Annotated in this window: 12 protein-coding genes; 2 read left to right on the top strand and 10 right to left on the bottom strand. The window is 72.3% G+C overall.

The genetic code is table 11. The annotated features are described in order from the left end of the window. Nucleotides 1–78 precede the first annotated feature (78 nt). From B079_RS0127745 to infC, 8 genes are all read right to left on the bottom strand, one after another. Nucleotides 79–1,419: a hypothetical protein gene (locus B079_RS0127745; RefSeq protein WP_018549112.1), complete on the bottom strand. Its 1,341-nt coding sequence runs from the start codon at nucleotides 1,417–1,419 to the stop codon at nucleotides 79–81. 335 nt (nucleotides 1,420–1,754) lie between these two features. After that, entirely contained in the window at nucleotides 1,755–4,268 is a 2,514-nt protein-coding gene (pheT, locus tag B079_RS0127750; protein ID WP_018549113.1) for a phenylalanine--tRNA ligase subunit beta, read from the bottom strand. Further along, a complete protein-coding gene (gene pheS / locus B079_RS0127755; protein WP_018549114.1) occupies nucleotides 4,268–5,389 on the bottom strand; it encodes a phenylalanine--tRNA ligase subunit alpha in 1,122 nt (373 codons plus the stop codon). Before pheS ends, pheT begins: the two co-directional genes overlap by 1 nt. Before the next feature lie 160 nt (nucleotides 5,390–5,549). Then, nucleotides 5,550–6,689 (bottom strand): sensor histidine kinase, encoded by a 1,140-nt coding sequence (locus B079_RS0127760; RefSeq protein WP_018549115.1) that lies wholly within the window; start codon nucleotides 6,687–6,689, stop codon nucleotides 5,550–5,552. Between the two features lie 51 nt (nucleotides 6,690–6,740). Next, nucleotides 6,741–7,616, bottom strand: coding sequence for a TrmH family RNA methyltransferase (locus B079_RS0127765; protein ID WP_018549116.1), 876 nt, complete (start codon nucleotides 7,614–7,616; stop codon nucleotides 6,741–6,743). Between the two features lie 154 nt (nucleotides 7,617–7,770). Continuing rightward, on the bottom strand, nucleotides 7,771–8,154 hold the full coding sequence (gene rplT / locus B079_RS0127770; protein WP_018549117.1) for a 50S ribosomal protein L20: 384 nt from the start codon (nucleotides 8,152–8,154) through the stop codon (nucleotides 7,771–7,773). A gap of 106 nt (nucleotides 8,155–8,260) precedes the next feature. After that, nucleotides 8,261–8,455, bottom strand: a complete 195-nt coding sequence (gene rpmI, locus B079_RS0127775) for a 50S ribosomal protein L35 (protein ID WP_018549118.1) — start codon at nucleotides 8,453–8,455, stop codon at nucleotides 8,261–8,263. Between the two features lie 110 nt (nucleotides 8,456–8,565). After that, complete coding sequence (gene infC, locus B079_RS0127780; RefSeq protein ID WP_078496118.1) at nucleotides 8,566–9,243, bottom strand: translation initiation factor IF-3; 678 nt, start codon at nucleotides 9,241–9,243, stop codon at nucleotides 8,566–8,568. Between the two features lie 406 nt (nucleotides 9,244–9,649). Between infC and B079_RS0127785 the strand changes: the two genes are divergently transcribed. After that, nucleotides 9,650–10,006, top strand: coding sequence for a DUF1844 domain-containing protein (locus B079_RS0127785; protein WP_026249143.1), 357 nt, complete (start codon nucleotides 9,650–9,652; stop codon nucleotides 10,004–10,006). 3 nt (nucleotides 10,007–10,009) lie between these two features. On the opposite strand, the gene B079_RS0127790 is transcribed toward B079_RS0127785, so the two are convergent. Continuing rightward, on the bottom strand, nucleotides 10,010–10,747 hold the full coding sequence (locus tag B079_RS0127790; RefSeq protein ID WP_018549121.1) for an SseB family protein: 738 nt from the start codon (nucleotides 10,745–10,747) through the stop codon (nucleotides 10,010–10,012). Between the two features lie 158 nt (nucleotides 10,748–10,905). On the opposite strand from B079_RS0127790, the gene B079_RS0127795 reads away from it, so the two are divergent. Then, a complete protein-coding gene (locus B079_RS0127795; protein ID WP_018549122.1) occupies nucleotides 10,906–11,859 on the top strand; it encodes a serine hydrolase in 954 nt (317 codons plus the stop codon). 28 nt (nucleotides 11,860–11,887) lie between these two features. Here B079_RS0127795 and B079_RS0127800 read toward each other — a convergent pair whose 3' ends face one another. Beyond that, a complete protein-coding gene (locus tag B079_RS0127800; protein ID WP_026249144.1) occupies nucleotides 11,888–12,721 on the bottom strand; it encodes an alpha/beta fold hydrolase in 834 nt (277 codons plus the stop codon). Nucleotides 12,722–12,754 lie beyond the last annotated feature (33 nt).

Here is a 12,754-nt window from a genome sequence, read left to right on the forward strand (position 1 = left end):
TAAGTGGCAATATCGCAGCAGGGAGAAGGACGGGCCTACCGTGCGCCCGGCCACTGCATCCGCACGCCCCGCCTGCTTCTACAGGGGCACGCGCAGCGCCCCGTCGATCAGTTCCGCCGCCTCCGCGGCCCCCGCCGAGCCGAACCGCACCAGATGTTCGCGCACCGCTCTCAGTCTCTCCCGCAACCGGCGCGACTCCATGCCACGCGCCTGCTCCGCCATCTCCACCGCGGTGGCCACCGCGTGATCGGCATCGCCCTGGCGCAGCTCGATCGTGCTGAGCATGGCGAGCCGATGCACACGGCCCCGGTCGTGCGCCGGGTTGTCGACGGCGGCGGCGGCATGCTCGCGCGCGGCGGCGAGTTCCCCGAGGCTGAGCAGCGCCTCGGCCACCTGGACGTTGACCAGACCGGGCTGGACGTACCCGGTCTCGTCCGGCTCATGACCCCGCTGGATGTGCTCGGCCGCGGTCTCCGCGCGCCGGATACAGGTCAACGCGCCCCCGCTGTCCCCGAGATGGGCGTACGCCTTGGCCTGCATCGCGTACAGGTCGGAGGCGAGCGCCGGGGTGATGTGCCGCCCCGCCGCCCGCAGCGCGGCCTCCGCGAAGGCCACCGCCTGCCGGAACTCCCGCATGTGCAAAGACTGGTTGACCAGCAGCGCTATGACGTACGCCCCGAACCCCCGGTCCCCGCTGGCCTTCGCGAGGCGCAGTGCCTGGTGGAAGTAGCGCTGGGCGAGTCCGTGGGCGTCGGAGTCGTAGGCGCAGATGCCCGCGACGGCCACCAACCCGCCGGTGGCGCGGTGGAGTTGGCGGCCGGTGGCGTCGGTGTAGCTGCCGCGAAGGAGCGGGACCGCCTCGGCGTTGAGGAAGCCGACGATGCGGGTGCGGGTCGCGATGCCGCCCGCCTTGCGGTACATCTGCTCGTAGTGGGCGCGGGCCGCGCGCAGGGTGTCCAGGTCGGTCTGGGTGACCCGGTGCCGTCCGCCGCGCGAGACGTCCGTGTCCTCGGGCGGGTTCTCCCACTCCCACACCGGCATCACGGCGGGGGTGCCGGTCACGGCGGGCGCCCCCAGGACGTGCGGGCGCTGCTGTTCGTCCGAGCGCCACAGCGCGGTGGCCCGCTCCACGAAGCCGGAGAGCGAACCGGCGTGCGCCACGGCCGCCTCGCCGGGCACCCCGAGCCCGATGTCGTCCAGGGTGACCGGCCGCCGCAGCCGCAGGGCCAGCACCTCGCAGATCAGGTCGGGCACCTGGCCGCGTGGCCGCTGGCCCTTCAACCACCGTGCCACGGCGGTGTGTTCGTACCGCAGTACGAGACCGCGACCGCGGCCCGCCTGGTTGACGCGCGCGGCGAGTCCGGCGTGCGAGACGCCCGCCTCGTCCAGGATCGCGTCGAGCAGAGTGTTGGGCTGCATGGCATCGCCCCCCGGGTGGCCTGGTGCCGTAAGCGTAGTGCGTTCGTCTTCACACGGGGTGTGAACGGAGTACGTCCACCCATGCGGTGTGCGCACTGTCGCCGGGTGGGGCGCAGCGGGTTCACTGGGTGCCTCGCGCGAGGCCGGCCGGGTCGCCCGCTCCCCCTCAAACAGCGGCGGCCCGGTCTTCTCGGCCCGCGCGAGGGCCGGGGCGCGGACCTGAGACCGGTTGCCGCGCGCCCGGCGAGACCGCCCCGAGGGGGCCGGAAACGGCGGCGGCCGGTCGCGGGACTTCCCACGACCGGCCGCCGCCGTCACATGTGCTCCGTGAAGGGTCAGCCCCGCAGGACCGCCCCCGTGCGCTCGCCCGCGAGGGCGACCGCGGCGTCGCGCGCGGCGGACGCCTCGTCCACGGTCAGCGTGCGGTCGGCGGCGCGGAAGCGCAGCGCGTACGCCAGCGACTTGCGGCCGTCGCCCAGCTGCTCGGCGTTCTCGTAGACGTCGAACAGCCGGATGGACTCCAGGAGTTCACCCGCGCCGTCGCGCAGCGCCGCCTCGACCTCGGCGGCCGGTACGGGCTTGTCGACCACGAGGGCGACGTCCTGCGTGGCGACCGGGAAGGTGGAGATGCCGGGCGCCTGCGGGGTGTCGTCGCCGACCCGCTCCAGGGCGTCCAGGTCCAGCTCCATCGCGGAGGTGCGCTCGGGCAGGCCGAGGGCCTTGAGCACGCGCGGGTGCAGCTCGCCCGCGTGCCCGACGACGCGCTCGGTGCCGTCCTCGACGACCAGCAGCTCGGCGCAGCGGCCGGGGTGCCAGGGGCCGTACTGGCCCTTGCGGACGACGAGTTCGGCGCCCGCCTCACGGGCGACGGTCCGCGCGGCCTCGATCGCGTCGGCCCAGTCGGCCGGGCGGCCCTTGCCCCACCAGCCGGCCTGCTCGCGCGCCCCGGCGAGGACGGCGGCGACATGGCGCGGCTGCTCGGGCAGCGCGGCGTTCAGCTCGGCCAGTTGCTCGTCGGTGGGACGGCGGTCGACCGCCGGGTGCACGGCGGCGGCGCGCTCCGCGCGGGGCAGGAAGACCAGGCCCGTCTCGAAGAGCGCCAGGTCGTGCGAGCCCCGGCCGTCGTTGCGGCGCAGCGCGCCGAGCAGACCCGGCAGCAGCGTGGTGCGCAGCGCGGGCTCCTCGTCGTTCAGCGGGTTGGCGAGCCGGACGACGCGGCGGGCCGGGTCCTCGGCGTCCAGACCCAGCTGGTCGAAGACCTGCTCGGAGAGGAACGGGTAGGTCGGCGCCTCGACGTAGCCCGCACCGGCCAGCGCGCGGCCGACCCTGCGGTGCAGCCGCTGGCGGTGGGTGAGACCGCGCCCGGAGGTGGGCCGGGGCAGCGTGGAGGGCAGGTTCTCGTAGCCCTCCAGGCGGATGACCTCCTCCGCCAGGTCGTTGGCCTCGGCGAGGTCGGGCCGCCAGGACGGGACGGTGACGATCAGCTCGTCCTGCCCGTACACGTCGCAGCCGATCTCCTGGAGACGGCGCACGACGGTCTCACGGCCGTACGTCACGCCCGCGACCTTGTCCGGGTGGTCGGCCGGGACGGTGATGCTGTGCGGCGCGGACGGGGCGATGATCTCGGTGACCCCGGCCTCGGCGGTGCCGCCCGCGAGCAGCACCAGGAGGTCCACGGTCCGCTGCGCGGCGGCGGCGGTGGCCTGCGGGTCGACGCCGCGCTCGAAGCGCCGGGACGCCTCGGAGGACAGCTTGTGGCGGCGGGCGGTGCGCGCGACGGAGACGGCGTTGAAGTGGGCGGCCTCGATCACCACGTCGGTGGTCGAGTGCGCCTCGTCGTCGTGGTCGGCGATCTCGGTGTCCCGGCCGCCCATGACACCGGCGAGGCCGATGGGGCCGCGCTCGTCGGTGATGACCAGGTCCTCGGCGTGCAGCTTCCGCTCGACGCCGTCGAGGGTGACCAGCTTCTCGCCCTCCTCGGCCCGGCGCACCCCGATGGTGCCCTGGACCAGGGAGCGGTCGTAGGCGTGCAGCGGCTGGCCCAGCTCCATCATCACGTAGTTGGTGATGTCCACGGCCAGCGAGACCGGGCGGATGCCGACCTTCTGCAGTCGGCGGCGCAGCCAGATCGGGGAGCGGGCCTCGGGGCTCAGACCGGTGACGGTGCGGGCGGTGAAGCGGTCGCAGCCCATCGGCTCGGAGACCTTGACCGGGTAGCCGAAGGCGTTGGGCGCGGGCACGTCGATCAGGGCCGGGTCGCGCAGCGGCAGGCCGTAGGCGATGGCGGTCTCGCGGGCGACGCCGCGGATGGACAGGCAGTCGCCGCGGTTGGCGGTGACGGCGATGTCCAGGACCTCGTCGACCAGCTCAAGCAGCTCGATGGCGTCCTGGCCGGTCTCGGTCTCCGGCGGCAGCACGATGATGCCGTGGGTGCCGTCGTCGCCCATGCCCAGCTCGTCGGTGGAGCAGATCATGCCGTGCGAGGTCTTGCCGTACGTCTTGCGGGCGGCGATGGCGAAGTCGCCGGGCAGCACCGCGCCGGGCAGGACCACGACGACCTTGTCGCCGACGGAGAAGTTGCGGGCACCGCAGACGATCTCCTGCGGCTCACCGGTGCCGTTGGCGGTGCCGACGTCGACCGTGCAGAAGCGGATCGGCTTCTTGAAGCCCTCCAGCTCCTCGATGGTCAGCACCTGACCGACGACGAGGGGGCCCTTGAGGCCGGCGCCGAGCTGCTCGACGGTCTCGACCTCGAGGCCGGAGTCGATGAGCTTGGCCTGTACGTCACGGCCGGTCTCGGACTCCGGCAGGTCGACGTACTCCCGCAGCCAGGAAAGCGGGACACGCATCAGATCTCCATCCCGAACGGCCGGGTGAACCGGACGTCACCCTCGACCATGTCTCGCATGTCTTCGACGTTGTGGCGGAACATCAGCATCCGCTCGATGCCGAACCCGAAGGCGAACCCGCTGTACTTCTCCGGGTCGACGCCGCAGGCGGCCAGCACCTTGGGGTTGACCATGCCGCAGCCGCCCAGCTCGATCCAGCCCTCGCTGGAGCAGGTGCGGCAGGGCCGGTCGGGGTTGCCGACGGAGGCGCCCCGGCAGACGTAGCACACCATGTCCATCTCGGCGGACGGCTCGGTGAACGGGAAGAAGTTCGGCCGCAGCCGGGTCTTCATGTCCGGGCCGAACAGCGCCTGGACCATGTGGTCCAGGGTGCCCTTGAGGTCGGCCATGGTCAGGCCCTCGTCCACGGCGAGCAGTTCGACCTGGTGGAAGACCGGGGTGTGGGTGGCGTCCAGCTCGTCGGTGCGGTAGACGCGGCCCGGGCAGATCACATAGACCGGCGGCTCACGGTCGAGCAGCGAGCGGATCTGGACGGGCGAGGTGTGGGTGCGCAGCACGACACCGGAGTCGGTGCCGCCCTGCTCGTCCCGCACGAAGAAGGTGTCGGCCTCGCCGCGCGCGGGGTGGTCGGGGCCGATGTTGAGCGCGTCGAAGTTGAACCACTCCGCCTCGGCCTCGGGGCCCTCGGCGACCTCGTAGCCCATGGCCACGAAGACGTCCTCGATGCGCTCGGAGAGCGTGGTCAGCGGGTGGCGGGCACCGGCCGGGACGCGGTCGTACGGCAGCGTGACGTCGACGTCCTCCTCGACCAGCACGCGGGCGTCCCGCTCGGCCTCCAGCTCCGTCTGGCGGGCGGCCAGCGCCTTGTTCACCGCGCCGCGGGCCATGCCGACGCGCTTGCCGGCCTCGGCCTTGGCGTGCGGGGGCAGGGCGCCGATCTCGCGGTTGGCCAGCGACAGCGGGGAGGCGGGGCCGGTGTGGGCGACCTTGGCCTCGTGCAGCGCGTCGAGGGAGTCCGCGGCACGGAAGGCGGCGAGCGCCTCGTCCCGCATACGCTCGATCTCTTCCGGTTTCAACGCCTCGACCTCGACCGGGTCGTACGACTTATTCGGTGCCGACATCTCTTCCTGTGCTTCCGATCGGCCCCCAGCTACGGCTGGGAGGTGCCCCGGCTGATGGTCCCCGTCACCGGCTCCGGGACTCGCCAGGGCCGTGTGCGGGACACAAAGGTGCCAGGGGCCGAGTCTAACGGGGACGGGGTGGACGGATGGCCCGTGGGCGCTACGCCAGGTAGGCGGGGGCGCTCACGGGCAACGTAAATCGGAACTGCGCGCCGCCACCGGGGGCGCGGCCGACCGTGATGGAGCCGCCGTGGGCTTCGACGATGCCCTTGACGATGTAGAGCCCGAGGCCGGTGCCACCGCGCTTGCTGCCCCGCCAGAAGCGGGTGAAGACGCGGTTCATGGATTCCTCCGGGATGCCGGGCCCCTCGTCGCTCACCGTGACCGACGTGCCTGTCTCCTCGCCCTCGCGCGGGGAGGGCGCGGGCGTGACGTCGATGGTGACAGTTCCGGCGCCGTGGCGCACGGCGTTTTCCAGCAGGTTGCTCAGGACCTGGTCGACCTTGTCGGGGTCGGCCCACAGGTCGGGCAGCGGGTTCTCGACGCGCAGCAGGAAGCGGTCGGCCGCCTGGCCCGCGGCCACATGGGCCTGGATGTGCCGTCCGACGGCGGCGCCTATGTCGACGGGCTGGCGGCGCACCTCCAGGCGTCCGCTGTCGATGCGGGAGATGTCCAGCAGCTCGGCGATGAGCCGGGTGACCCGGTCGGCGTCCGCGTCGACGGTCTCCAGCATGAGCCGCTTCTGGTCGTCGGTGAACCGCTCCCACTTGGCGAGCAGGGTCGCGGTGAAGCCCTTGACGGAGGTGAGCGGGGAGCGCAGCTCGTGGGCGACGGTGGCGATCAGCTCGGCGTGGCTGCGCTCGGTGCGGTGCCGGGCCTCGGTGTCGCGCAGGGTGACGACGAGGCGCTGGACGGGGCCGAGCCGTTCGGCGCGTACGTAGCGCGCGGAGACCAGGACCTCGCGGCCGCCGGGCAGCAGCAGATTGCGCTCGGGCTGGCGGACCCGGATGGCGAGGCCGCCGTAGGGGTCGGTGAGCTGCCACCAGCGCCTGCCCTCCAGGTCCTCCAGGGGCAGCGCCTTCTCCAGGGGCTCCCCGAGGGCGTCGGCGGCGCGGACGGCGGTGACGCGGGTGGCGGCGGCGTTGAAGCAGACGACCCGGCCGTGCTCGTCGGCGACCACGAGGCCGTCGGGCAGCTGGTCCGGGTCGATGGCGGCGGCTTCCCCGGGCAGCGGCGGGGGCACGGGCGCGGGGCGCGCCGCACGTCCGTCCGGCGCGGTGCTCGTGCCGACCACACTCATCCCCGTACCCCACCTCTCAGGCTGCGCAGGGCCCCCGAGTGGGTCACCCTACTAGCTGTTGGTGACGGAACGGCACCCTCCGGGGGCGCGCTGTGCACGGGCCGACGCGTAGAGACATACGGCGGCGGCGGTGGCGAGGTTCAGGCTCTCGGCCTTTCCGTGGATGGGCACGCTGACCACGGCGTCGGCCAGGGCGCGGGTCTCCTCCGGGAGTCCCCAGGCCTCGTTGCCGAACACCCAGGCGGTGGGGTCGCCCATCGCGCCCTTGTCCAGCTCCTCGTCCAGGTCGCGGTCGCCTGCGCCGTCGGCGGCGAGGATGCGCACCCCGGCGTCCTTCAGCCCCTGGACGGCCTGTTCGACGGGGACGCCGACGGCGACGGGCAGGTGGAACAGGGAGCCCACGGAGGCGCGGACGGCCTTGGGGTTGTACAGGTCCACGGAGGCGTCGGTGAGGATCACGGCCTCGGCCCCGGCGGCATCGGCGCAGCGCAGCACGGTGCCCGCGTTGCCGGGGTCGCGGACGTGGGCGAGGACGGCGACGAGTTTCGGGCGGGCGGCGAGGACGTCCTCGAACGGGGTGTCCAGGAACCGGCACACCCCGACCAGGCCCTGCGGGGTGACGGTGGTGGAGATGTCGGCGATGACCTCCTCGGAGGCCAGCTGCACCCGGGCCCCGGCGTCCCGCGCCTCGGCGACGATGTCGGCGTAGCGCTCCGCGGCCTCGACGGTGGCGAACAGCTCCACGAGCGTGGCCTCGCCGTCGGCCCCCCGGTGCGCGGCCCCCTCCCGCACGGCCTGCGGCCCCTCCGCGAGAAACAGCCGGTCCTTGCCCCGGAAGTTCCGCCGAGCGAGCCGCCGAGCGGCACTGACACGCGAGGACCGGGGGGAGATCAGCTCGGGGGTGGCATCGGGTGTTTCGGGGGCCATCAGAAAATTCACCTCGGGTTTTCCCGTCGCAACGGCGCTCGGCCACGACGGCGGATTTCGACGGTGCCGAACCAGCCCGCACCACACAGAGAACGGACCCGCAGGCCGAAGCCCACGGGTCCGTAGAGTCACACCGGCCGAAGCCAGCGCAGCGTCACGCGGCCTTCGGCGCGTTGACGTCGGCCGGGAGGGCCTTCTGCGCGACCTCGACGAGCGCGGCGAACGCACCGGCGTCGTTGACGGCCAGCTCGGCCAGGATCTTGCGGTCGACCTCGACGTTCGCGGCCTTCAGACCCTGGATGAAGCGGTTGTAGGTGATGCCGTTGGCGCGGGCAGCGGCGTTGATGCGCTGGATCCACAGCTGACGGAAGTCGCCCTTGCGCTTCTTGCGGTCGTTGTAGTTGTAGACCAGCGAGTGGGTGACCTGCTCCTTGGCCTTGCGGTACAGGCGCGAACGCTGACCGCGGTAGCCGGAGGCCGCCTCGAGGATCGCCCGGCGCTTCTTGTGGGCGTTGACTGCCCGCTTGACGCGTGCCACTTTGTTAACTCCTTGTAGCGGGGCCGTGGAGTGGACTCAGACTCGCACGACCCGGAAACGATTAAGTCCCGGTGAAGACGTACGGCGCCGGATCAGCGCCGAGGCGTCACTTGCCGAGAAGCTTCTTGATCTTCGCGGCGTCGCCCGGGGCCATCTCGGCGGTGCCGGTGAGGCGGCGCGTCACGCGGGACGACTTGTGCTCGAGCAGGTGGCGCTTGCCGGCGCGCTCACGGAGCACCTTGCCGGAGCCGGTGACCTTGAAGCGCTTGCTGGCACCGCTGTGCGACTTGTTCTTCGGCATAGCGCCGTTATCTCCTCGTCGGTGGCGCTCCGGTGCCCGGTCGTGAAACCGGGCACGGTGGAGCGTCGCTCTTGTATGGGGTTGCATCCCCGGGGCTCACGCCCCCGGGATCACGCCTCGGCGGGAGCCTCGGCGGCGTCCTCGGCAGGAGCCACGACACCCTCGGCGTCCTCGACGCCGTCGGCGTCAGCGGCGTTCTGCGACTTGCCGGGGTTGGCCTTCGCGTCCGCCTTGCGGGCTTCCTGTGCCTGGCGGGCCTCGGCCATCGCCTCGGTCTTCTTCTTGTGCGGACCGAGGACCATGATCATGTTTCGGCCGTCCTGCTTCGGGTTCGACTCGACGAACCCGAGGTCCTGGACGTCCTCCGCGAGGCGCTGCAGCAGTCGGTAGCCCAGCTCGGGGCGGGACTGCTCACGGCCACGGAACATGATCGTGATCTTGACCTTGTCGCCCTGCTTGAGGAACCGGACGACGTGACCCTTCTTGGTGTCGTAGTCGTGCGGGTCGATCTTCGGCCGGAGCTTCATCTCCTTGATGACCGTGTGCGCCTGGTTCTTGCGCGCCTCACGGGCCTTCATGGCCGACTCGTACTTGAACTTCCCGTAGTCCATGAGCTTGCACACGGGCGGACGGGCGTTCGCCGCGACCTCGACCAGGTCCAGGTCGTACTCCTGCGCAAGCTCCAGTGCCTTGGCCAGCGGGACAATGCCCACCTGCTCGCCACTGGGACCGACAAGTCGCACCTCGGGAACGCGAATCCGGTCGTTGATGCGGGGCTCGGCGCTGATGGATCCTCCTCGGTAGCACCACGCGACGGTCTGGCGGACAGCCGCGTAACGTCTGTGTTCGTAAGACCTAACCGCGCCGAAGCACAAAAAATGCCCCGGACGATCACAGGCGGGTTCCTCGAACTACCGGAACACCGCCGCGATGGTCGCGGGGCGCGCTTCGGACGGACGCCGTCGGCAGTGCCGCGGTCCGTCTGACCGGTGACCCGCTGCCCCGGAGGGCGGTCAGGTGGGAGTTCGAAGCCTCCACTTGTGGGCCGGATCGCTCGCCGCAGGGCGTGCTTGTCCGGCCGGTCGGATACCAGGTTAGCAGGCTTGCTTTCCCGGCACTAATCGGGGAACGCCCGACCAGCCGCGATCGTGCCCGGCCGAAGCCCGGACCACCCCGCCGCCTATCGTGTGGGGTATGAGTGAAACCCCTCCTGAGAACCCCGATTTCGACGAGATGACGCGCGACATCGCCGAGGTCCCCGCCGTCGAGGTGATCGTCACGGTCGCCGTCAACCTGATGAGCGCCGCCGCCGTGAAGCTGGGGCTGAGCGAGGAGGGCGAGAAGTACAAGGACCTGGACGAGGCCCGCAAGCTGATCACCGCGCTCGCCGGTCTGCTCGACGCGAGCACGACCGAGATCAGCTCCTTCCACGCGGCCCCGCTGCGCGACGGCCTGAAGTCCCTCCAGCTGGCCTTCCGCGAGGCGTCCCTGGTCCCGGACGACCCGGGCCAGGGCCCTGGCGAGAAGTACACGGGACCGGTGTACGGCTAGCCGCTACCGGGACTCTCGTACGTACAGGGGCTCGCCCGGAGGCGTGGTCCCGGCCGGCAGCAGTGCCAGGTCGAGGCCGCGCACCAGGCGGGCCCTCAGTGTGTCGTCGGCCGCCAGGCGCCCGGCGACCGCGCGGGCGGCCTCGGCGGGCGCGGCGGCGGGGTCGAGCACGAGGGCCAGGGTGCCGTCGGCCTGCCCGGGGCCGAGGTGGGCGCGCAGCACGGCGGGCTCGGCGGCCACGGCCGCACGCACGGCGTCGACGACGGCGGGGTCGGTGAGCGGGTCGACGCTGGTACGGCCCTCCGCGAGGGCGAGCAGCGCGGGCCCGGTCAGCTCGAACGGCACCGGTCCCGCCAGGTCCAGCACGACCGTGTCGGCCTTCTCGTGCGCGGCGGCCTGCAGCGCCTGGTGCAGCGGTACGGCGACGGGCCGCGCGGCGGCGTCCCAGCGGGCGAGCGAGTCCGTGGAGGTGAAGGCGGGCAGCGCGGTGCGCCCGGCGGCCTTCAGCGTGGGCACGGCCATGTCGCTGGTCTTCTCCCGGCGCAGCCCGTTCTCATCCTCCTCGACCTCGCCCAGCACGGCGACGACGGGCACGAGCAGCCGGGCACCCTTAAGGGCCTCCAGTACGGGTCCGACGGCGGTGCGGTCCTCCGCCCAGCCCGCGAGCGCGGCGGCCAGCCGGGGATCGGCGGAGCCGTCGTCGTCGGAGAAACCGGGGTCGGGAATGTTCTTGTTCGCCACGGTGCCCGAGCCTAGCGGGGGCGGGGCGGGGGGAAGTCGGCGGGTTTGTGCCGCACGGTAACGCGTTCGTCACCCCGGTCACAGGAAGCGGGAATTCGCTGACCTGTCTCTAACCTCGGGCTAACGGAACACACAGTCCGGGCCCCCAGCATCGCGGCATGGAGTCCTCCCGGGGCGGCCGGGGCCGCCGTCGCCGCCGTGTCCGCCGCCGTCCGCTGCTGTACGCCGCGCTGGTGGCCGTCGTGATCGGCGGGGTGACGGCCGGGGGCACGGTCTATGTGAAGGCGCGGGCGCACGACGGTGGCCGGGTCGTATCGTCGGCGGCGCCGTCGGCTTCCGGTCCGGCGGTCGAGGAGGAGGCATCGGTGGAACCCGTGACGCAGGCCGCCGTGGACCGTACGGCGCTGCTCGGCAAGGCCATGAAGACGGTGAGCGTGCCCGCGGGCGCGGCCGTCTCGGCTGCGGTGCTGGACCTGGACTCCGGGCAGAGCGCGGTGTACGGCGACGCGGACTTCGCCACCGCGAGCATCGTCAAGGTGGACATCCTCGCCGCGCTGCTGCTGCGCGCGCAGGACGAGGGACGGCACCTGACGGCGACGGAGAAGGCGTACGCCGTGAAGATGATCGAGGCCAGCGACAACACCTCCGCGAGCGCGCTGTGGCACGTCATCGGCGGGGCGGACGGACTCGACGCGGCCAACAAGCGCTTCGGGATGACCAAGACCTCGGCCGGTGCGGACGGCCTGTGGGGCCTGACCCGTACCACGGCCGAGGACCAACTCACCCTGCTCCAGCAGGTGTTCGGGACCGACTCCCTGCTGAGCACCGCCTCGCGGGCGTACGTGCGCGAGCTGATGGAGTCCGTGCACGCCGACCAGCGCTGGGGTGTCTCGGCCGCCGCCGACGGGGGCACCACCGCCCTGAAGAACGGCTGGCTGCCCCGCACCGCGACGGGCCTGTGGGTGGTGAACAGCATCGGCCGGATACGGGCGGCCGACGGCACCTCCTACCTGGTCGCGGTGCTGTCCAGCGGAACGGCGAGCCAGGCGAAGGGGATCTCCCTGGTGGAGTCGGCGGCGGGGGCGGCGGTGTCGGCGTTCACCACGCGGTGACTGTCAACAGGGTCTGCCGGGGTCGGTGTCAGCTCTGCCGCTGGAGGAAGTCGGCGAGTAGGGCCGTGAGTTCGGCGGAGGCGTCCTCTTGGACGAGATGTCCCGCCCCGGCGATCGGTTCGAGCCGCGCGCCCGGGACGGCGGCGGCGAGTTCCCGCCCCTTCGCCACGGGGATCCACGCGTCGTCCTCGCCCCAGCACACCAGCACCGGGCACCCGATCTCGCCGTACCGCCCCTGCACCTCGTCGGTGTGGCGCTGGTCGGCCTGGGCGATCTGGCGGTAGAAGGCGGCCTGGCCGAGGTCGCCGAGCCACGGCTCGACGAGCCGTTCGAGGACGGCGGGGTGCAGGCCCGGGCTGCTGGCCGAGGTCACGTACTCGCGTACGAGCGCGTGGTGCAGTGCGGGTGGCAGCCGCTCGAAGACCTCGGCGTGCTCGCCCACGAGCCGGAAGAACGGGGAACCCCACGGAGCCAGCGCGACGGGGTCGACGAGAGCGAGCGCACGGTAGCGGGCCCCGTGCAGCAGATGTGCCCGCAGGGAGACGGCACCGCCGAAGTCGTGGGCGACCACTGAGGGTTCATCCAGCCCCCAGTACGCCAGCAGCTCGGTGAAGACCGTGCCCTGGGCGGCCAGGGAGACATCCTGACCGGCGGCCTTCTCCGACGCCCCGTAGCCCGGCATGTCCCACACGAACACCTGGTGGTGCCGGGCGAGCGCACGGGCGACACCGCGCCAGACATACGACGAGAAGGGGGTGCCGTGCAGAAGCACGACCGGGTCCTGGCCGGAGTCTCCGAGGCGCCCCCAGCGGACCTCGCCGGACGTGCTGGGGAACGTCTCGGGCAGCTGCCATGGGGTCACGGGCTGTTCCTCTCCGTCGTCGCCGTGGTCCGG

It is taken from the genome of Streptomyces sp. LaPpAH-108 (assembly GCF_000373625.1).
Lineage (GTDB): Bacteria > Actinomycetota > Actinomycetes > Streptomycetales > Streptomycetaceae > Streptomyces.

Bases quoted from the DNA above. Each gene is read 5' to 3' on its own strand.
- pheS (WP_018549114.1), bottom strand. From the start codon at position 5,389: ATGTCGGCACCGAATAAGTCGTACGACCCGGTCGAGGTCGAGGCGTTG.
- B079_RS0127760 (WP_018549115.1), bottom strand. From the start codon at position 6,689: ATGAGTGTGGTCGGCACGAGCACCGCGCCGGACGGACGTGCGGCGCGC.
- pheT (WP_018549113.1), bottom strand. From the start codon at position 4,268: ATGCGTGTCCCGCTTTCCTGGCTGCGGGAGTACGTCGACCTGCCGGAG.
- rpmI (WP_018549118.1), bottom strand. From the start codon at position 8,455: ATGCCGAAGAACAAGTCGCACAGCGGTGCCAGCAAGCGCTTCAAGGTC.
- B079_RS0127765 (WP_018549116.1), bottom strand. From the start codon at position 7,616: ATGGCCCCCGAAACACCCGATGCCACCCCCGAGCTGATCTCCCCCCGG.
- B079_RS0127745 (WP_018549112.1), bottom strand. From the start codon at position 1,419: ATGCAGCCCAACACTCTGCTCGACGCGATCCTGGACGAGGCGGGCGTC.
- B079_RS0127785 (WP_026249143.1), top strand. From the start codon at position 9,650: ATGAGTGAAACCCCTCCTGAGAACCCCGATTTCGACGAGATGACGCGC.
- B079_RS0127795 (WP_018549122.1), top strand. From the start codon at position 10,906: ATGGAGTCCTCCCGGGGCGGCCGGGGCCGCCGTCGCCGCCGTGTCCGC.